Source organism: Photorhabdus tasmaniensis, from assembly GCF_011189505.1.
Lineage (GTDB): Bacteria > Pseudomonadota > Gammaproteobacteria > Enterobacterales > Enterobacteriaceae > Photorhabdus > Photorhabdus tasmaniensis.
In genome coordinates this window covers 1-21,098 of sequence record NZ_PUJU01000070.1, presented here as the reverse complement: position 1 = coordinate 21,098, position 21,098 = coordinate 1, and the positions used below count along the sequence as shown (strand labels likewise).

At 50.7% G+C, this 21,098-nt stretch carries 6 protein-coding genes and 1 pseudogene; 6 read left to right on the top strand and 1 reads right to left on the bottom strand.

Annotation, left to right across the window (positions count from 1 at the left end):
• The first annotated feature begins 833 nt into the window (after positions 1-833).
• Positions 834-974 carry a hypothetical protein gene (locus C5471_RS21165; RefSeq protein ID WP_166296367.1) on the top strand — a complete coding sequence of 47 codons (141 nt, stop codon included), beginning with the start codon at positions 834-836 and terminating at the stop codon, positions 972-974.
• 121 nt (positions 975-1,095) lie between these two features.
• Here C5471_RS21165 and C5471_RS21160 read toward each other — a convergent pair whose 3' ends face one another.
• Positions 1,096-1,737 carry an HD domain-containing protein gene (locus C5471_RS21160; RefSeq protein WP_133814995.1) on the bottom strand — a complete coding sequence of 214 codons (642 nt, stop codon included), beginning with the start codon at positions 1,735-1,737 and terminating at the stop codon, positions 1,096-1,098.
• Between the two features lie 114 nt (positions 1,738-1,851).
• Between C5471_RS21160 and C5471_RS21155 the strand changes: the two genes are divergently transcribed.
• The 5 genes and pseudogenes from C5471_RS21155 to C5471_RS21135 form a co-directional block, all read left to right on the top strand.
• A complete protein-coding gene (locus C5471_RS21155; protein ID WP_133814743.1) occupies positions 1,852-2,835 on the top strand; it encodes a GlxA family transcriptional regulator in 984 nt (327 codons plus the stop codon).
• Positions 2,828-2,974 (top strand): hypothetical protein, encoded by a 147-nt coding sequence (locus C5471_RS21150; RefSeq protein WP_166296364.1) that lies wholly within the window; start codon positions 2,828-2,830, stop codon positions 2,972-2,974. The genes C5471_RS21155 and C5471_RS21150 overlap by 8 nt, the downstream gene beginning before the upstream one ends.
• 1,001 nt (positions 2,975-3,975) lie before the next feature.
• Positions 3,976-19,557, top strand: a complete 15,582-nt coding sequence (locus tag C5471_RS21145) for an amino acid adenylation domain-containing protein (protein ID WP_422630933.1) — start codon at positions 3,976-3,978, stop codon at positions 19,555-19,557.
• Between the two features lie 916 nt (positions 19,558-20,473).
• Positions 20,474-20,572 (top strand): annotated as a pseudogene (locus C5471_RS21140) (type VI secretion system contractile sheath small subunit); the annotation flags it as partial.
• A gap of 85 nt (positions 20,573-20,657) precedes the next feature.
• A partial coding sequence (locus tag C5471_RS21135; protein WP_278250184.1) for a contractile injection system protein, VgrG/Pvc8 family occupies positions 20,658-21,098 on the top strand: 441 nt, incomplete at its 3' end.

Here is a 21,098-nt window from a genome sequence, read left to right as displayed (position 1 = left end):
TCGATTTGAGTTTAATGACATAGCGACAACATTTAGCGTTGGTGAGTTCGTCAAGTCGGTTGACCTGACGACATTATTTACAGATTAAAGTCATAAACAGTGGAAGGGCTTGAAAAGTAACTTTGAACCTATCGGGGGATGGGCAAAAATAGCCTATTTCAGCCCAAAAAGTGGTGCTGTCCAATCTGGAGGTTTTAATCGGTATAAAGTTTTAACCGTTTTTCTACCCCTTTTAACGCCTGCTTTTTATTACATTTAATCATCATCCGCTATCATGTTTTACGTTTAACAAACCCTAAATCTCTCCACTTTTTATCTTTACCAACGCTGTTTTATCCGCCGTTTTTAATCAATCACCCCCCTTTATTTTATCTTCATAAATCAGAAAATAGATAACCTGATAATATAAAAATATCCCTTTCTGTTTTTCCGATAATCACTTCCTTTTTCAGCACTTAAATACCCGTCTATTCGGATAATATTCTTTCACATGCAGATTTCTTTTCAACTCTCTTTTAACGGTTAATCATTTTCGCTTAAATGCCATTAAATCCGCGGCTAAAAAATTGCATTTACTGAGTTAAATCCGCCCTTGATATAAAAACCAAAAGCTTTAATACCTTTTCATTTGCATTTTTAAATGATCAGGGCAGGTTAGCTAAAAGCAGTGATTAATGCCTTTTAAAAGTGAATAGAGAAAACATCATGAAAAATGGGTTTTAAACGGATTAATAAGATGACAGAGTTAACCAAATAACAAAACATGGGATTAGATTAAAACATTTAACAGGATTGACCGCATAGTGAAAAAATAGCATTTAGCAGTATTAAAAATGATTAAAGAAATGGGCTTTGATTTTAATACTATTGGTATATCTATTACCCTCTCTGGCTTTAAACCTGAAAAATCAAATACAGGAAAAACGATAAAACCCAAATATCAATTTAACAAAACTGCGGAATTTTCCCGCTAAATTCTCATTGAAAATGAAACGAACGTTTGAGATTAGGGGGAAATGGATAGGACACCGCTTCAAAACGGATAACCTACACTTAAGAGTCGCAGGTTATCCTCCAGCTGCCACCGCAGGGCACTTAGCCCCTCCAGCGGGAATTGCGGATTATGTGACAGATATTGAGGGGAACAAGTCCAGGTTCTTTATCCTGTCTGACATCCGTATTGAAGTCACCTAACGTTATCTGGGACTTGTCCTTGATGCCGTCATAAAAAGCTTGAATGATATCTTCCTTGAAGCGGTCAGTGCGTGGGTGTTGCTGTACAACAGCACTGCGCTCACTATCGCTGAACGCTTCGTAATTGATGCCCAACACGTCCATTTCAACGCCAGCAGTGACGAGCGCAATTTCGGGTGCCATAAACTCCGGAATACCCGGCGTGGTATGCAAGGCAATCGCCGTCCAGACTTTATCAATATCAGCCTGAGCGATGCCATATCCTTGCAGGAAATGTTTCGCCGCATTCGCTCCGTCAACCTCGAAACGTTTGTCACAGCTACAGTGCTCATGTGTCAGGCCGATGTCATGAAACATACATCCGACATAGAGCAGTTCATGGTCCACGTTAAGCCCAAGACGCTGACCTGCAAGTGCCCCCCAGTAGTAAACACGACTCGAATGATGAAAAAGCAGGTCAGATTCTGTATCGCGGATGAACGTGGTTGTGTCACGGGTTATTTGGGTATCAGGAATACTCACACTATTAATTGAAAAATTCATATGCTGTCTCCGGTTGATTGAGTGAAGGTAAGCATAAAACACATGACACTCGTCCTGAATTAACTTATAACGATGATTCAGGACATTAAGATTAAATAAGACTTCTGCAAAGCAATGATTCACAACATCACCATACTGGCTGTGCCTAACGTTCAGCTGCTCGATGTCTCAGGCCCTCTGGATGTGTTCGCTGAGGCGAATCGCATATTGCACCGGCAGGTCTATTCCCTGAGTGTGATGGCGACCGGTTCAGACATCATCACTTCCTCTTCAGGCGTTAGGCTGATGGCCGATGTGATTTTGAGCCATACCGCCAACCACTTGGCAGACACGTTTCTTGTGGCTGGCGCGCCGGATGCGCATAACCATACCCTTTCAGAACAGGAGTGCGCTGCAATCATCGAAATGTGTCATCGCAGTCAGCGTTACGGCTCCGTCTGTACTGGTGCCCTGCTGCTGGCGCAGACCGGATTGCTGAAACAGCGTCGGGTGACAACCCACTGGGAGTGTGCTGAACTGCTCGCGATGCGTTTTCCCGAAATCACGGTTGAACCGGACATGTTCTATGTGGCGGATGGACCGCTGCGAACTGCCGCGGGGGTGACATCCGGGCTGGATCTGGCGCTCCGGCTGGTTGAAGAGGATCTGGGCCGCGAGCTTGCGATGGAGGTGGCAGCAAGTCTCGTCATGTTTTTTAGGCGACCAGTCTGTCAGGGACACTTTATCCGCAGGAGTCAGTTATCCCTATCCGGGAGAGCTGCTTTTCAGGATTTGCAACGTTGGGCGCAGGCAAACCTACAGGACATAAGTGGCCTACAGGACATGGCCACCCACATGAACCTGAGCATCAGGCATCTGGGACGCCTGTTCCGCCAGGAGCTCAATATGAAGGCAGGAGTGTGGCTGGAGAATGCACGTATTGAGAAAGCGCGAATGTTACTTGAAGCAGGCAGGCTTCCGCTCAAGGCAATACCGGGAGTTTGTGGATACAAAAGCAGCGATGTGATGCGCAGGGCCTTTGTTAAAAATACGGGCATGACCCCCTCTGTTTATAGAAAAATATTCATACAGACGCAGCAGACCGGCATAAATGAATAAAACTGACGACCAGACAGGGGCTCTAAGCCGGCACAGCCTATTGGACAAAGACTTACGGCAAGGTGTTGGCAATCTCTATACAGGTTTGAATGGGAAGCCACATTTCAAGGTGAGAATGATGGCTGGGATCAGCCGGTAAAAAATCACCCTGTTGATAAAAGGGAATCGATTTCGCATTCGATTCGCGACTGGCACAGTAGGAATAGTTAATTTGTATGCCAACCTTTATCAGATTAACGTGCTGATCATTTATAAATTTTGGCTGGAAGCTATAATTCCGGGTAGCGCGTTTTTCCGTTGATGGAATTTAATAACATATTTGAATAAGTAATTAATTATGTGATCTTATTATCTTGTAATAATATCCAAATAATTTGTTTTTAATTGGAAATGATTTATTTAGTTATTAAATAACGTTAATTTTTATATTGATTATATTTTCGTATTATTATAGATAAATATATACGTAAATTGGTATTTATTTGAAATTATTTCATTCCGGTGTTAAATATAATTAGCGTTTACATTAGTTGTGTAATTTGATTATTATAAAATAATATGTAGTGAAGTTAGTTTACGTTTTATATGGGGGAATATGCATGTGTTTATTGTAACATAATGATAAATAATGTTTTTATTGTTTTTTCTATTCCTTGGTTGTTGGAGGGTGTTGATACTTATAAATACCTAATTTTATCTGAAATAATTTCAATCAGATATTAATACTAAATGGACGAAATACAGCAAGGACTTAGCGCTCATGCCAGTGAATATATTCAGTAGATCCATTTTTATTTGGTTATGGAATTCGGCGTCAGTTAATAAAACATTGCGGTAGATCAAAGACGCGTATCTAAAAAACGGGAAAAAAATGGAATATCTTCTTCTGGTTCATCAAATGAACCATTTATTCCGCTATCTGGGAAATTATCGTCACATAATTGTTAATTATGCAGTTATTAACCGGACTATAACATCCCGCGCCTGAGAGAAAATATTGCCTGAGTATTTTCCGATGCCTGGCGTGCTTGTTGTTATTTCTCCAAAAAATAAAAGAAAAACATGGGTGATGGTTGTTGGGAATGACAGTTTTCAAATAGCTAACAGATTCGTTGAGGTCGTCAGTAGATGGAAGAGAGTATGACTAGAAAAGAAAGTGCCCTTGAAACGGCGTTGGTAAATATGTCGTCAGAAAAGGTGGGTAATGACATATCTGACCGAAAATTCAATGTGTTATCTGAGGTTGAACGTACATTGTTGCTGGAAACCTGGAACGCAACGGAAACAGCCTATCCTGACCGGTTATGTATTCATCAGTTGTTTGAGCAACAGGTAGAGAAAACCCCGGCAGCCACGGCATTAATTGCGGGAAATAAGACACTGAGCTATGCGGAACTGAATGCCCTTGCCAACCAGCTGGCCTGTCAACTGATTGAGCAGGGGATTTGCCCGGATGACCATGTGGCGATCCTGTTGGAACGTTCAGTTGAACTGGTCGTGTCTCAGCTGGCTATCCTTAAGGCTGGGGCGGTTTATGTCCCTGTTGATCCCAATGTACCGAATGAGCGGAAAAGCTGGCTGATAAACGATTGTGCCGCCAAGTTGCTGCTGACTGATAGGCAGACAGAGATCCCGGTTGGCTTAGTTATTCCGCGTCTCCGTCTTACCCCCGAGACAGAACCAATCCGGGAAGAAGGCAGTGGCAATCTCGATTTATTAGGTTCCAGTGTCGAGCCGGCGTATATCATGTACACCTCCGGTTCGACGGGTACACCAAAAGGGGTCATTGTGCCTCACCGGGCTGTAGTCCGTCTGGTCATCAATAATGGTTATGCCGACATCGAACCCAATGATCGAATTGCCTTCGCCGCTAACCCGGCTTTCGATGCCAGCACCTTCGAAGTTTGGGCCCCGTTGCTCAACGGTGCTGCGCTGGTGGTTATCGACCACACTACGTTGTTGACACCGCCGGATTTTGCACAATTGTTACAGGTACATCGGGTTACTGTTCTGTGGTTGAGCGTCGGGCTGTTTAACCGACTGGCGGCGGAGCTGTCTCCGGTGCTACCTCAACTTAAAATGTTGCTGGTCGGGGGGGATGTCCTCGATCCGCATGTCATTGCTCAAGTGCTGCGTAAGAGCCCGCCACAACAGCTATTGAATGCTTATGGTCCAAGTGAGGGAACCACGTTTACCACGATCTACCGTATTGACCCGTTAACGTCGGGCACGACTTCCATCCCTATTGGTCGCCCCATTGCCAACACCCGGGTTTATTTGCTGGATGCTGATGGTCAGCCGGTGCCGTTGGGGATGACCGGTGAAATTTATGTTGGTGGCGACGGGGTGGCTTGCGGTTATCTCAATCGTCCTGAATTGACCGCTGAATGCTTTCTGACAGATCCGTTTAGCGATAAACCGAATGCGCGTATGTACCGGACCGGGGATTTGGCCCGTTACCTGCCGGACGGCAATCTGGAATTCCTGGGCCGTAACGATCAGCAGGTGAAAATCCGCGGTTTCCGCATTGAACCGGGGGAAATTGAGGCCCGGCTGGTGGAATATCCGGCAATACGTGAAGCAGTGGTGCTGGCGTTAGGGGAGGGACAGGACAAACAACTGGTTGCCTATGTGCTGACCCAAGAGAATGACGGATTGGCCGTTCGCCTGCGTGAATACCTGAGTGCGCGGTTGCCGGATTATATGGTCCCGGCGGCCTTTGTGCGTCTGGATGAATTCCCATTAACGCCGAATGGTAAATTGGATCGCCGGGCGTTGCCGGCACCGGGGGAGGACGCTTTCGCCCGTCAGGTTTATGCAGCGCCGCTAGGAGAGAGGGAGAGTGTTCTGGCGGCCCTTTGGTGCGAATTACTGGGTATTGAGCGAATTAGCCGGCATGACAGCTTCTTTGCACTGGGCGGTCATTCTCTGCTCGGCGTACGGATGATTGAACGTCTGCGTAGCCTCGGATTGACTCTGGCCGCCCGTAACCTGTTCCAGTGCCCGGTGTTGTCAGAACTGGCCCAGACATTGGAGCAACATCAGGCTGTCGTGATGCCGCCCAATATCATCACATTAGCAACCATGGCGTTGACGCCGGAGATGTTGCCGCTGATTGATCTGACTCAGCTTGAAATTGACCACATTGTTGAACAGGTGCCGGGCGGGATTGCTAATGTTCAGGATATCTACGCCTTGTCGCCGTTGCAGGACGGTATCTTGTTCCATCATCTGCTGGCGAAGGAAGGTGACCCCTATCTGCTGGCCTATCCGATGATTTTTGCTGACCGGGTGCTGCTGGACCGCTATCTGGCGGCGATGCAACAGGTGGTTGATCGCCATGACATCTTGCGGACCGCGTTTATCTGGCAGGGATTATCTGCACCGGCGCAGGTGGTCTGGCGTCAGGCACCTTTATCGGTCACTGAACTGACCTTGAACCCGGCTGACGGGCCGGTTGGCGAGCAACTGTCTCACTGTTTTGACCCACGTCAGTATCGTTTTGATCTGAGTCAGGCCCCATTGTTGCGCTTTGTGGTGGCGCAGGAGACCGATGGCCGCTGGCATGTGCTGCAATTGCAGCATCACTTGATTGGCGACCATACGACAATGGAAGTGATGCACCGCGAAGTACAGGTCTGTCTTGCCGGACAGGATGACAACTTACCGGTACCGGTTCCCTTCCGCAATCTGGTGGCGCAAGCCCGGCTGGATGTCAATCAGGCAGAGCATACCCGCTTCTTTACCGACATGCTGGCTGATGTGGATGAACCGACGCTGCCGTTTGGCCTGACCGAAGTGCATCGTGATGGTTCGCAGGTCACACAATCGTACCGGATGTTATCGCCGGCGTTAAACCACCGCCTTCGTCAGCAGGCAAAACGTCTGGGCGTCAGTGTGGCAACATTGTGTCATTTGGCGTGGGCGCAGGTGCTGTCGCAGACCAGCGGGCAGAAGAAAGTGGTGTTCGGCACGGTACTGTTTGGGCGCATGGCGGCGGGGGAAGGGGCTGATAGCGGCATGGGGCTGTTTATCAATACCTTGCCGCTGCGACTGGATATGGATGACACACCGGTGCATGACAGTGTACGGCTGGCACAGTCCCGGCTGGCCGGCTTACTGGATTATGAACATGCTTCACTGGCGCTGGCCCAGCGTTGTAGTGGGGTAGCGGGCGGTACGCCGCTGTTTAGCGCCCTATTGAACTACCGGCATAATGAGCAGCCGCTGATCCCGCATGAGACTGTGCCGGGTATTGAATTCTTGGGCGAACAGGAGCGGACCAACTACCCGTTTGTGCTGTCGGTGGAGGATGGCGGTGCTAATTTAGGGTTAACGGCGCAGGTGGTACCGCCGTTTGATCCGGATCGAGTGTGCAATTATATGCAGCAGGCGTTGGTCAGTCTGGCAGAGGCGCTGGAGCAGGCACCGGAAACGCCGGTACGGACACTGAACATTCTGCCTGAAACTGAACGAACATTATTGCTGGAAACCTGGAACGCGACCGCAACCCCGTATCCTGAGCAGTTATGCATTCATCAGTTGATTGAACAACAGGTAGAAAAAACGCCTGACGCCACAGCGTTGGTGTATGAAGGACAGACCCTGAGCTATGCCGAATTGAATGCTAATGCCAACCGGCTGGCCCATCAACTGATTGCACTGGGAGTCGTGCCGGATCAGCGGATAGCGATCTGCATGGCAAGCTCACCGGCGCGGGTGATGGGGTTATTGGCGGTGCTGAAAGCCGGTGGCGCTTATGTGCCGCTGGACCCGGCTTATCCGGGGGAACGTCTGGCGCATATTCTGAATGATGCGGCTCCCTCAATAATATTGGCTGATCAGACCGGACGGCTAGCGTTGGACGAGGAAGCGCTGGCCGGGCTGACTCTGCTTGATCCGCATACCTTGCCTGATCAACCGGACAGCAACCCGCAAGTACCGGCGTTGACTTCCCGTCATCTGGCCTATGTGATTTACACCTCCGGTTCTACCGGCGTGCCCAAAGGGGTGATGGTTGAACATCGTGGGTTGGTCAATCTTATTCGGGATAAAATTATCCAGTTTGGTATTCATTCCGGTAACCGAGTGTTGCAGTTCGCTTCATTTGGTTTCGATGCCAGTGTTTGGGAAACCATGATGGCACTGACTGGTGGCGCGAGTTTGGCTATTCCGGACGACACGGTTCGTCAGGATCCGCACCGCCTCTGGCATTATCTGGAAGAACAGGCAGTAACGCACGCGTGTTTGACTCCGGCTCTGCTGCGGGATGGGGCTGATTTACCGGCGCTGACGATAAAGCCGACCGTAATACTGGGCGGTGAAGCGCCCAGCCCGGCGTTACTCCAGACATTGAGCCGTCAGGCCACGCTGTTCAATGCCTATGGCCCGACAGAAATTACCGTGTGTGCCACTCACTGGTGTTGTCCGTCAAACTATACCGATGCCTTGGTGCCTATTGGGCGTCCGACGGCGAATACCCGGATTTATCTGCTGGATGACTACGGGCAGCCAGTGCCATTGGGGGCAGTGGGGGAGTTGTATATTGGTGGTGCCGGTATGACGCGCGGCTATCTCAATCTCCCTGACCTGACTGACGAACGTTTCCTGGCTGACCCGTTTAGTGATGCAACTGATGCGAGAATGTATCGCAGCGGGGATTTGGCCCGTTATTTGCCGGATGGCAATCTGGTGTTTGTTGGCCGTAATGACCAGCAGGTTAAAATCCGTGGATTCCGGATTGAACCGGGTGAAATCGAAGCCCGGTTGACAGAGTATCCTGCGGTGCGCGAAGCGTGGGTGCTGGCGCTAGATGACGGGCAGGACAAACGTTTGGTCGCTTATATTGTGGCGGAAGAAGATAACGGATTGGCTGCCCGTTTGCGTGAATATCTGAGTGCTGTTTTGCCTGATTATATGGTGCCGGCGGCTTTTGTGCGTCTGGACGCCTTCCCGTTGACGCCAAACGGCAAGCTAGATCGCCGGGCGCTGCCGGTGCCGGATCAACATGCCTTTGCCCGTCAGGTTTACGCAGCACCACAAGGGGAGATAGAAACTGCATTGGCGGCTATCTGGCGTGAATTATTAGGTATCGAGCAGATAGGCCGGTATGACAACTTCTTTGCGTTGGGTGGTCATTCACTGTTGGCGGTACGGGTCATGAATCGTATCGCCGCTTTCGGTGTTGAGCTGCCGCTGGTTGCCTTATTTACCTCACCGTCGCTTGCGGCCTTTGCGGAGAGGATCAGCGTCCAACGCAATGAGGGACGGGATAGATTGTCTGAGATTATTCCTGTATCCCGTGATAGCGCTTTACCGCTGTCATTTGCTCAACAGCGTCTGTGGTTCCTGGCGCAGTTTGATGGTGTCAGTGATACCTATCATATTCCGCTGGCCTGGCGTTTACAGGGGCAGCTTAACCTTCCTGCCTGGCAACAGGCATTGAATCGTCTGTTTGCCCGCCACGAAGCGCTGCGTTCGGTCTTTATCACGGTTGATGGTCAGCCTCAGGTTGAACTGTTGCCTGCGGAATTTGGTTTGCCGGTGAAAAAATACGATCTGCGTAAAGCGGCTAAAGGGGATGAGCAACTTAAGCGCCTGTGTGCACAGGAAGCCGAAACGCCGTTTGATCTTGCCTGCGGTCCCTTAATCCGTTGCGCACTGATACAACGGGCCGACGAGGATTACGTTTTCTTGCTGACTCAGCATCACATTGTTTCTGACGGCTGGTCTTTAGAAATACTTCAAACAGAATTGGGCTCGCTTTATTCGGCCTGTTTGAATGAGCAGCCTGATCCGTTGCCGCCGCTGGCGATTCAATATCCTGATTACGCCGCGTGGCAGCGTAAGGCGTTCTCCGGTCAGGGCTTACAGGCACAGGGTGATTACTGGTGCCGTACGCTGGTGGATGCGCCGGTATTGCTGGAATTGCCGACAGATCGGCCCCGTCCATCCCAGCAATCATTTACCGGTGGTCGGGTACCGGTACAGATTGATGCCCGGTTGGTGCAGGCCCTGAAACAGTTGGGACAACAGCACGGTGCCACATTATTTATGACATTACTGACTGCTTGGGCCGCGCTGTTGTCGCGCCTGTCCGGGCAGGATGATCTGGTGATTGGCATACCGAGTGCCAACCGCAACCGGCGGGAAATTGAGCCGCTGATCGGATTCTTTGTCAATACGCTGGCATTGCGCATTGATTTGTCCGATACACCGGATGTGGTCACGCTGCTCCGGCGTGTGCGGCAGACGACACTGGGCGCACAGGAACATCAGGATCTGCCTTTCGAACAGGTGGTTGAGATCGTCCAACCGCCCCGCAGACCAGAACATACCCCGCTATTTCAGGTGATGTTCGCTTGGCAGGAGAGTGATACAGAAGAGTGGCAGCTACCGGGATTAGCGGTGACACCAGTGGTACAGGGATATGATATTGCTAAATTCGATCTGCAACTGGAATTGACGGAGAAGGCGGGTGAGGTTGTTGGGGAACTGAATTATGCTTCTGCCCTGTTCGACCCTGAAACGATTGAAAGGCAGGTCGGCTATTTGCTGGCTCTATTGCGGGCGATGGTGAACCATCCTCAACAATCCGTCACGACCGTGGATATTTTGTCATCCACTGAGCGGACATTATTGCTGAAAACCTGGAATGCGACCGCAGCGCCGTATCCTGAACAATTGTGTGTTCATCAGTTGGTTGAGCAACAGATGGAGAAGACCCCGGATGCCATAGCGGTAAGGTATGAAAACCAGACGCTCAACTATGCTGAACTGAATGCTCGTGCTAACCGGTTGGCTCATCAACTGATTGCATTAGGCGTAATACCGGACCAACCCGTAGCCATTTGTGTGACACGATCACTGGAGAGAATCGTGGGATTGCTGGCGGTGTTGAAAGCGGGCGGGGCTTATGTGCCATTGGATCCGGCTTATCCGGGTGAACGTCTGGCTTATCTGCTCACTGATGCTGCGCCAGCTATTTTGCTGGCGGATAATATTGGACGGGCGGCACTGGGTGAAGAGGCTTTGGCGACGCTAACCGTGCTTGATCCAAATATCCTGCCGGATCAGCCGGACAGCAACCCGCAGGTGCCTAACCTGACATCACGGCATCTGGCGTATGTGATTTACACTTCCGGCTCTACGGGGAGACCGAAAGGGGTGATGATAGAACATCAGAGTGTGGTTAACCTGACGGTGGAACTAATTGCCCGGTTTGATGTTGATGTAACCAGCCGGATGTTGCAGTTTGCCTCATTTGGCTTCGATGCCAGTGTCTGGGAAATCATGATGGCATTGAGCAGTGGAGCCATGTTGGTTATTCCGACTGAAACAGTCCGGCAAGACTCGCACCGTCTCTGGCATTACCTGGAAGAACATGCTGTGACGCACGCCTGCCTGACACCGGCCATGCTCCACGATGGTGCCGGTTTGCCAGCGATAACCATCAAGCCCACATTAATCTTCGCAGGAGAAGCGCCAGCTACCACCCTGTTCCAGACATTGTGTGGTCGGGCCAATTTGTTCAACGCTTATGGCCCGACGGAAATCACGGTTTGCGCCACCATCTGGAATTGCCCGTCAGACTATACGGGGGGATTAATTCCCATCGGTAGCCCGACAGTCAACAAACGTGTCTATCTGTTGGACAAACACGGTCAACCGGTACCGTTGGGCACGGTAGGTGAGTTATATATTGGCGGTATCGGTGTAGCGCGTGGTTATCTCAATCGCCCTGATCTGACCGCCGAACGTTTCCTCGTTGATCCGTTTAGTAACGAAACGGATGCCCGGATGTATCGCAGCGGGGATTTAGCCCGTTACCTGCCGGACGGCAATCTGGTGTTTGCCGGTCGTAATGACCAGCAGGTTAAAATCCGTGGTTTCCGTATTGAGCCGGGGGAAATAGAGGCGCATCTGACCGAACATCCGGCGGTGAGTGAAGCGTTGGTACTGGCGTTGGGTGACGGTCAGAATAAGCGTTTAGTTGCCTATGTAGTGGCAAATAATGTGGTGGCAGAAGCGGATAACGGACTAGCCGCCAGTCTACGTGAACACCTGAGTGATATTTTACCTGATTATATGGTACCGGCGGCTTTTGTGCGTCTGGATATTTTTCCGTTGACTCCGAACGGTAAATTGGATCGTCGAGCGTTGCCGGCACCGGATCAACACGCCTTTGCCCGTCAGGTTTACGAAGCGCCGCAAGGGGAAATTGAGAGCGTGCTCGCCACTATCTGGAGTGAATTGCTGGAGGTTGAGCAGATTAGCCGGCACGACAGCTTCTTTGCGTTGGGTGGTCACTCGTTGCTCGCTGTGCGGATGATTGAACATTTGCGGCATAGGGGGCTGGGCGTATCGGTTCAAACGTTATTCCAGCATCCGATACTCAGTGTCTTGGCTCAGTCTCTGGCTCAACATCATGAAATCCCGGTACCTGACAACCGTATTACATCGGATACTATTACGCTGACGCCAGAAATGTTACCGTTGATTGATCTGACGCAGCCTGAGATTGACCGCATTATTGAGCAGGTCCCGGGCGGGATTGCCAACATTCAGGATATCTATACCTTGTCACCGCTACAGGATGGCATTTTATTCCACCATTTGCTGGCAAACGAAGGCGATCCTTATCTGCTGATAACCCAACAGGCTTTTGCGGATCGGTCTTTGCTGGACCGTTATCTGGCCGCAGTTCAACAGGTGGTTGACCGCCATGATATTCTGCGTACCGCTTTTATCTGGGAGGGATTATCAGCTCCGGCTCAGGTGGTTTGTCGTCAGGTTCCCTTATTCATCACAGAATTGACACTCAATCCGGCTGACGGATCGATCAGTGACCAACTGGCCCAACGTTTTGACCCACGCCGGCATCGTATTGACCTGAGTCAGGCACCGTTGTTGCGCTTTGTCATGGCACAGGATACTGATGGCCGCTGGATCCTGCTGCAACTGTTGCATCACCTGATTGGCGACCATACCACGCTGGAAGTGATGAACAGCGAAGTGCAGGCGTATCTTACCGGACGGGGAAACCGCTTGCCGGCTTCGACACCTTTCCGTCATCTGGTGGCGCAGGCCCGGTTGGGTTCCAGCCAGCCAGAGCATACCCGTTTCTTTACCGATATGCTGGCGGCGGTGGATGAGCCGACGTTGCCGTTCGGATTGACGGAAGTTCATCATGACGGCTCACAGGTGACGGAATCGCACAGAATGCTGACGCTTGCACTGAATAACCGTCTGCGTCATCAGGCCCGACGTTTGGGCGTCAGTGTGGCGGCGCTGTGTCATTTGGCCTGGGCGCAGGTGTTGTCGCGTACCAGTGGTCAGAAGCAAGTGGTATTTGGCACGGTGTTGTTTGGGCGTATGCAGGCTGGCGAGGGCGCGGACAATGGCATGGGACTGTTTATTAATACCTTGCCGTTGCGGTTGGATATGGATGAAACCCCGGTGCGGGAGAGTGTACAGTCTGCCCATACCCGATTGGCGGGTTTGCTGGCCCATGAACATGCCTCACTGGCGCTGGCTCAACGTTGCAGTGGGGTAGCCAGTGGGACACCGTTGTTCAATGCGCTGTTGAATTACCGACATAATACCCAGCCGGTCACGCCGGATGAAATCATCAGCGGTATTGAATTCCTTGGCGCACAAGAGCGGACCAACTACCCGTTTGTGTTGTCGGTAGAGGATGGGGGTTCCGATCTGGGGCTGACTGCTCAGGTAGTACAACCATTTGATCCGGAAAGGATATGCGGTTATATGCAACAGGCGCTGGAAAGTTTGGTGGCGGCGCTTGAACAGGCGCCGGAAACGCCGGTACAGACGTTAGAAATCCTGCCGGAAACAGAACGAACATTATTGCTGAAAACCTGGAATGCAACCGAAGCACCGTATTCTGACCGATTATGTATTCATCATCTGTTCGAGCAACAGGTGGAGAAAACCCCGGATGCCACCGCGTTGGTAGATGAAAACCAATCCCTCAGCTATGCGGAATTGAACACGCGCGCCAACCGGCTGGCCCACCAGCTTATCGCACTGGGCGTCGCGCCGGATCAACGGGTGGCGATTTGTGTGGCAAGCTCACCAGCGCGGATAGTCGGGCTGTTGGCAGTATTGAAAGCGGGTGGTGCTTACGTACCGTTGGATCCGGCCTATCCGGGTGAACGTCTGGCCCATATTTTGACCGATGCGGCACCGGCTATTTTGTTGGCAGATAATACCGGACGTTCAGCACTAAATGAGCAAATGCTTTCCGAGCAGACGGTGCTTGATCCAAATTCATTACCTGATCAGCCGGACAGCAACCCACAAATATCGGCATTGACTTCCCGTCATCTGGCCTATGTGATTTACACCTCTGGTTCGACTGGTACCCCGAAAGGGGTGATGGTTGAACATGGTGGGCTGGTCAACCTTATCCGGGATAAAATCGCCCAGTTTGGCATCCATTCCTATAGCCGGATGTTGCAATTTGCTTCATTTGGTTTCGATGCCAGTGTCTGGGAAATTATGATGACATTAGGCAGTGGTGCCAGCCTAGCGATCCCTGACGATGCTGTTCGTCAGGATCCGCGCCGCCTCTGGCATTATCTGGAAGCGCAATCGGTGACGCACGCTTGTTTGACTCCCGCCCTGTTGCGGGATGGCGCTGATTTACCGGCGATGACCATCAAACCGACATTAATACTGGGCGGTGAGGTTCCCAGTGTGGCTTTGCTCCAGGCACTGAGTGGCCGGGCAACGGTATTCAATGCCTATGGCCCGACAGAAATCACCGTTTGCGCCACCGCCTGGCGTTATCCATCAGACTATCAGGATGGATCCATTCCTATTGGACGTCCGACGGCCAATACCCGTGTTTATCTGCTGGATGCCCTTAGTCAGCCGGTGCCTTTGGGAGCGGTGGGTGAGCTGTATATTGGTGGTGCTGGTGTGGCTCGCGGCTATCTTAATCGCCCTGAACTGACCGGCGAACGTTTCCTTGCTGATCCGTTTAGTGACGCCGCCAATGCAAGGATGTATCGCTCCGGGGATTTGGTTCGCTATCTGCCGGATGGCAATCTGGTCTTTATTGGCCGCAACGACCAGCAGATTAAAATCCGGGGTTTTCGGATTGAACCGGGGGAAATCGAAGTTCGACTGACAGAATATTCCGCAGTACGCGAAGCATTGGTATTGGCGCTGGGTGATGGGCAGGATAAACGTCTGATTGCCTATGTGGTGGCAGAAGCGGATGACGGGCTGGTTAACCGTCTGCGTGAACATCTGAGCGCGTCATTGCCTGACTACATGGTGCCGGCGGCCTTTGTGCGTTTGGATGCATTCCCGCTGACGCCTAACGGCAAACTGGATCGCCGGGCGCTCCCGGCACCGGGAGAGGATGCTTTTGCCCGTCAGATTTACACGCCGCCGCAAGGGGAAACAGAAACCACACTGGCGGCTATCTGGCGTGAATTACTGGGTGTTGAGCAGATAGGCCGGTATGACAGCTTCTTTGCCTTGGGCGGCCATTCATTGCTCGCTGTGCGGATGGTTGAACGCTTGCGTAATGTGGGTTTAACGCTGGCAATCCGTGATCTGTTCCAATCGCCGGTGCTGGCTGAACTGGCTCAAACATTGAGGTTGGATCAAACCACAGTCGTACCGGCCAACGTTATTACACCGGCAACAACGGTGTTGACACCGGAAATGTTACCGCTGATTGATCTCACTCAATCTGAGATTGATCACATCGTCGGGCAAGTTCCGGGTGGGATCAGTAATATTCAGGATATCTATGCATTATCGCCGTTACAGGACGGTATTTTGTTCCATCATCTATTGGCAAACGAAGGTGACCCCTATTTGCTGGCTGGTCAGATGGCTTTCGCTGATCGGCCTTTGTTGGATCGTTATCTGGCGGCGGTTCAACAGGTGATTAACCGCCATGACATCCTGCGTACTGCTTTTATCTGGGAAGGATTATCGGCTCCTGCTCAGGTGGTTTGCCGTCAAGTGCGATTGTCGGTGATTGAACTGACGCTGGATCCGGCTGACGGGCCGGTCAGTGACCAGTTATCGCGACATTTTGATCCGCGCCAGCATCGGATTGATTTGGGACAAGCGCCGTTGTTGCGCTTTGTCGTGGCACCGGAGACCGATGGCCGCTGGATTGTCCTGCAACTGATGCATCATCTGATTGGTGACCATACCGCGCTGGAAGTGATGAGCAACGAAGTTCAGGCCTATCTTGGTGGACAGGAAAGCAATCTACCTGCGCCGGCACCTTTCCGCAATCTGGTGGCACAAGCCCGGCTGGGAGTGAGTCAGGAGCAGCATGTTCGCTTCTTTACCGGCATGTTGGCTGGAGTGGATGAACCCACATTGCCATTCGGATTGACCGAAGTACGTCATGATGGCTCGCAAATGACAGAATCGCACCGGATGTTGACCGCAGAGCTGAATGACCGCTTACGCGGGCAGGCCCGGCGTCTGGGCGTGAGCCTGGCCGCCTTGTGTCATTTGGCCTGGGCGCAGGTATTATCACGAACCAGCGGACAACAACAAGTGGTGTTCGGTACCGTACTGTTCGGGCGCATGGCGGCAGGGGAAGGGGCTGATAATGGTATGGGACTGTTTATCAATACCTTACCGCTGCGGCTGGATATAAATGACACGCCGGTACAGGACAGTGTACAGGCGGCACATAGCCGGCTGGCGGGGCTACTGACGCATGAACATGCATCACTGGCGCTGGCTCAACGTTGCAGTGGGGTACAGGGTGGAACTCCACTGTTCAGTACCTTGCTGAACTACCGGCACAATGCATTGCCGACGGCTTCGAATGAAATCATGGACGGTGTTGAATTCCTTGGCGCACAGGAGCGGACCAACTATCCGTTTACGCTGTCAGTGGAAGATTTTAGTGAAGCGTTGGGTTTAACCGCGCAAATTGCCCAGCCATTTGACCCGGAGCGAGTGTGTGGTTATATGCAACAGGCGCTGGAAAGTTTGGTGGAGGCACTGGAACAGGCCCCGGAAACGCCGGTGCGGATGCTGGAAATCCTGCCTAAAGCAGAGCGGAATTTGCTGCTGAAAATCTGGAACGCCACTGAAACAGCGTATCCTGACCAACGGTGCATTCATCAACTGTTTGAACAACAAGTGGAGAAAACCCCTGATGCCACGGCGTTGATCTATGAAGAACAAACCCTCAGTTATGCGGAACTGAACGCCAGTGCCAACCGGCTGGCTCATCAATTAATTGCACTGGGTGTGCAGCCTGATCAACGGGTGGCGATTTGTGTGAAGCGTTCACCATCAAGGATTGCCGGGCTATTGGCAGTACTGAAAGCGGGTGGTGCCTACGTGCCGCTGGATCCGGCTTATCCGGGTGATCGTCTGGCTTACATGCTCAATGATGCTACCCCATCGGTGGTGCTGGCGGATAATACCGGGTGTGCCGCACTGGGTGAAGAAGCGCTTGGGAAATTAACCGTACTTGACCCGAATACTCTACCTGACCAGCCGGACAACAACCCGCAGGTTCCTGTGTTAACTTCACGGCATCTGGCCTATGTGATTTATACTTCCGGCTCGACCGGGATGCCGAAAGGGGTGATGGTTGAACATCGTGGGTTGGTCAACCTTATCCGGGATAAAATCAGCCAGTTTGACATTCATTCCCATAGCCGGATGCTGCAATTTGCTTCATTTGGTTTCGATGCCAGTGTCTGGGAAATCATGATGGCATTGTGTGGTGGTGCCACTCTGGACATTCCTGCCGACACGGTTCGTCAGGATCCGCTGCGCCTTTGGCATTATCTGGAAGCACAGGCGGTGACTCACGCCTGCCTGACACCGGCTCTGCTGCGGGATGGTGCCGATTTACCGGAAATAACCATAAGACCAACATTGATACTGGGTGGAGAAGCGCCCAGTGCGGCGCTGCTCCAGGCACTGCGTGGCCGGGCCACGCTGTTCAATGCTTATGGCCCGACAGAAATCACGGTATGTGCCACCACCTGGCGTTGTCCGGCAGATTATACAGATACATTAATTCCCATCGGACGTCCGACGGCCAACACCTGTGTTTATCTGCTGGATGCCTGCGGCCAGCCAGCCCCATTGGGAGCGGTAGGGGAATTATATCTTGGTGGTGATGGTGTCGCGCGTGGCTATCTCAATCGTCCTGACCTGACCGCTGAACGTTTCCTGACTGACCCGTTTAGTCAGACACCGGATGCACGGATGTACCGAACCGGGGATTTGGCCCGCTACTTGCCGGATGGCAACCTGGTATTTATTGGCCGTAACGACCAGCAAGTTAAAATCCGGGGATTCCGTATTGAACCGGGTGAGATCGAAGCCCGGCTGACGGAGTTCCCGGCGGTACGTGAGGCTATCGTACTGGCTCTGGGTGACGGGCAGAATAAACGGCTGGTGGCTTATGTGGCGGCACCAGCGGATGATGGATTGGCGACCTGTTTGTACAGCCATCTGAGAGCACGGGTGCCTGACTACATGGTACCGGCGGCTTTTGTCCGTCTGGACGCATTCCCGCTGACCGCTAACGGCAAGTTGGATCGCCGGGCACTGCCGGAACCTGATCAGAATGCGTTTGCTCATCAAGCCTATGAAGCGCCGCAAGGGGAAGTTGAGATCGCATTAGCGGCTATCTGGCGTGAATTGCTGGAAGTTGAGCAAATAGGCCGGTATGACAATTTCTTTGCATTGGGTGGACATTCGCTGCTGGCCATGCGGATGATAAACCTCGCCGCAGGTCGGGGTTTGATGTGTACATTGAATAATCTATTCCAATACCCTGTGCTGGCTGAACTGGTATCAAAAATCACATTGGATCCATTGTCTCAGCCGCAAAGCAGTGCGATACCCGTGCGACCTGACGGCATGGAACCGCCGCTATTCTTTGTGCCTAGCGGCATGGATGATTATTCTTATGTCTTCGGACTGGCTCAACATATTCAGTCAGACTATCCGATTTATGCCTTGCCCTGGCCGTCCATCAACGAGGAACAGGTATCAACGATTGAAGCGTTGGCCGCCAAAATGATCACCTTCATGAAGGTGGTTCAACCGGAAGGCCGATACCGGATCTACGGTTACTCTTCTGGTGGTGTATTGGCTTATGCCATTGCCCAGCAACTGTTGAACGCCGGTGAGACCGTCGATTTCCTGGGTTTGATTGATACGCCTGCCCCTCACTGCTTCAAGCAGCAGGTCATTCAACCGAAACTCCAGTTTCTTGCCGAACTGGCAAAACAGTCGGGTGGGGAACATGAAGAGGAGATTGCGGTATTGCATCAGAGAATCGATAAACTGAATTTGGTGCAATTTATTGCTGCGGCGCAGGAACTGGAATTATACCCGGCAAATCTGCGTCCTGACTTAATCGCAAAACGTTGGGAACAGATGGGAAATTATGTGCAAATGGTCAAAGAATATGAACCACAAGCCTTGGCGATAACGCTCCACCAGTTCTATGCGATGGAGTCTTATCCGCAGATCCCTTTCGTGACGGAAGCCACATTGCCCTCCTTGAGTATGGAACCGTCGTTAGGCTGGAAGCAGGTCGTGCCTGATTCTTCGCTCCAGCTCACCTCTGTACCGGGCGACCACTTTAGCCTGATGGAGGACAGTGAAAATAAAACCATTTTGGCTAAAACCTTAAGCATGGCGTTGGCAATGAATTGTGAAATGGAGGCGGTGTAATATCGGTGATATTGCAGGAATAGCAAGCGATTATTGACGGCGGATGTTGTCCGGTTAAAGACGTATATAATGGCCGGACACTTCTTCCCAAGTAAATGCGCTAATTGTTAAACCGATTAAGAAGCATGGAGGGTATTGCTCTATTTAGAAAAGCAAATTATCCCTTATTTACAGAGTTCTTATACTTTCATCATTATTATTACTATTCAGTGTGCTGTGAAGATGAATATATCGCTTTATCTGAGCCACAGTATAGTAGATATTTTGCAAAAACATCACTAATAATATCCTTATTAATCCATTGTTTCTGACTATTCCCATCATACATATTATGCATCATAGAATTTATTCTCATTCGCATTAACCTGACTGATAATGATTTCTTTTTTACTTCTTCTACTAAGTACGTGGCTTATATATGTTGTGAATATAAAAATGACTTTTGGTGTGTGAGGTTTTTTCATAACTAATTGATAAGTAATAAAATATTAATATATCGCTGAGCTAAATTGCCCTATTAATAATAAAACAGATAACCCGATATCACCTTATGAAAATAAATGCAATATTTTTTTTAAAAAAACGCCATGTCGTTTAGGTTATGTTTATATGTTATGTGTTTTTTCTGCCATAGATCAGTTCTTATGACTGATTTATCTTGTACGAAAAGTGCTATAGGATAAAAAATGTCTTGCTTTTATATAAAACTGTTTGGAAAATCGCCTTTTCCTAGGAAATGGCTTGTCTGGTAAATTCATTTATTTATTGGCACAGGCGTTGTCGGTTTTCTCTTATTTGTTGTCTGGTTATCTGCCTGCTTTTAAATATCTGAATCCGGTTTTTTGTTTCTGAGGTGCATAATGGCATGGCCATCATGCCATTCACTCCATCTTTATTTTTTAAGGAATTACTGGTGATGCGGCGTTTTCAAAAAGAGCCCACTAAAGCGCGTATTAATATCAAATTAGATATACACACTGGTGGTGCGCAGAAAAAAGTTGAGTTGCCGCTGAAATACAAATTATCACCTTATGGGCCTCGGTACACGGCTATGGGCGGTAGCGTACTTGAAGCGACTGAGTAGCAAGCAGGAGAAAATGATGAACAACACAACCCCGGCGATCATCTTTGATCACAGCCGCTACAAACTGAACGTGTGGAAAAATACCGCGCCACTGGATGTGGTGGCATTTAGCGGGCAGGAATTCTTAAGCCAGCCTTTTCGTTACGCCATTGAATTCACCAGCCCGGTGAAGGATATCAAACCGGCGCAGATGCTGATGCGGGACGCCGCGTTTACCCTGACATCGCCTGCGATTAATCCGGGAATTCGAGGCATGCCGGTGATACCGCCGGCACCGTTGCGCACAATCTACGGCGTGATCAGTGGATTTAAACTGTTGTCCACCTCGTTGGATGAAAGCCATTACGAAGTGACCCTGGAGCCGCGACTGGCCCTGTTGTCACGAAGCCACCAATTCGCGATTTATCAAAAGATGTCGGTACCGGAAATTGTGGAAAAAATCCTGCGTGAACGTCAC